Below are 1,871 nucleotides of genomic sequence, written 5' to 3'. Positions count from 1 at the left end.
TGAGTCTGTGCCGTTACCGCCGCTGCACCGTTGATGCTATAGCTTGTCTGCAGCCCTGCGGAGTTGCATCCTACAGGGTTAACGATAATTTCTAAAGATAACATACATCCAGCCCCAGTAGTAAAATTATATATGCCTTCATCTGATTCTGTAATATTAGAGATCGTTAAATCTTGAAAATCTAAAGGTTTGTTGTTGTCATTTGGTCCTGCAATAGAAAAGGAGTATGGTTGACCATTGGGTACAATACTCAATACTATTGTATTGCCTTCTTCTATAGTTACAACACTTTCACCTGTAATGTAATTTAAATCGCCATTAATTTCATATTCTGTTTGAACCAATGAACAATTAGCTGCTTCAACGCTGACATCTAAAGTTACAACACAATTGTCGGAAGTGGTAAAGGTATATAAGCCTTCATCAGCTACTGTAATATTTGAAATTAATAAGTCTTCAAAATTTAATGGCTTATTGTTGTTGTTTGGTCCGTCTATAGAGAATGAATAAGGAGCTCCATTTGGTTGAATACTCAGTTCTAAGAAATCTCCTTCGGTAACTATAATTGTTGATGCTCCAGTAACAAAATTTCCACTACCGTTTATATCGTATTCAGTTTCAACAACGCCACAGTCTATTGGATTTACATTGACGTCTAATGTCACTTGGCAACTTGGCGAAGCACTAAAAGTATAAGTCCCAGCATCTGCCGCACTAATATTGGGAATTGTTAAATCTTGTAAATTATAAGCCTTGTTGTTATTATTGGGTCCAGTGATGGAGTAAGGGTTTCCATTTGGAAATATGCTTAATAGTAAGGTGCTCCCTTCAACAATATCAACAGAAGTTGCTCCAAGTATATAGTTATTATCGCCATTTATCTCATATTCCGTCTGTACTGGTGTACAATCAAAAACATCAACAGTTATATCTAATGTAACTTCACAGCCACCACTTGTTGTGAAAGTATAGATGCCTGCATCCGCTAGGCTCATATTGTTTAACGTTAAATCGGTTACGTTTAATGGTTTATTGTTCCCGTTAGGGCCAACAATACTATAAGGAGTTGCATTTGGTATTATACTTAAGAGTAGGGTGGAGCCTTCATTTATTGTTAATGTGCTTTCACCTACAATATAATCGCCACTACCATTAATCCTATATTCAGTCATAACTGCAGAACAATCTGGCGTAGATACAGTTAATTCTAAAGTTTCTATACAACCTGTCACAGTAGTGAAAGTATATGTACCGGAATCTGCTGATGATAGTGAACTTAAAGTTAAATCATTGGTGTTCATCGCCTTGTCGTTGCCGTTAGGTCCGGTTATGGAATACGCAATCCCGTTCGGTATAATGCTCAACAAAAGATTGTTGCCCTGTTCTATGGTAACAGCTGATTCTCCCGTAAAATATTGACCAGTCCCATTAATTCGATACTCCGTTTCTACAGTACTACAATCAAATGCGTTCACGGTAATATCGATGATCACAGAACAGCCTTGTGAAGACTCCAACAAGTAAGCTCCTGCCTGAGTTGCGCTTATGTTCTGTATGATATAATCACCTACAATTTCTTCGAACTTTGAACCATTTGGCGCTGTAACCGTAAAACTTAAGTTGACTCCATTCACTTGGTTCGGCAAGAGACTTAATCGTACGGTCTGACCTTCATCCGCGGTTATGGAAACATCCTGTCCCTGAGGCCCGTTCTCATATGGCGCCGCACCTATTTTCCATTCTGCACTGACCGGTGCATCGCCCGGGTCACAACTACCCGAAACGTTCAGGTTGAGCACGGTGGCGCATCCACTAGCCGTTGTGAACACGTACTGTCCCTCGTCGCTCTTGGCCACAAGGCCGTCCGAAGG

1 protein-coding gene is annotated in these 1,871 nt (G+C 40.0%); it reads right to left on the bottom strand.

Annotated features, from left to right (window positions below; genetic code table 11):
• The coding region (locus CHB68_RS18660; protein ID WP_179213236.1) for a hypothetical protein at positions 1–1,871 on the bottom strand (1,871 nt) is incomplete at both ends.

The sequence above is a fragment of the Maribacter sedimenticola genome (assembly GCF_900188415.1).
Lineage (GTDB): Bacteria > Bacteroidota > Bacteroidia > Flavobacteriales > Flavobacteriaceae > Maribacter > Maribacter sedimenticola.
This window is presented reverse-complemented; position numbering and strand designations above follow the sequence as displayed.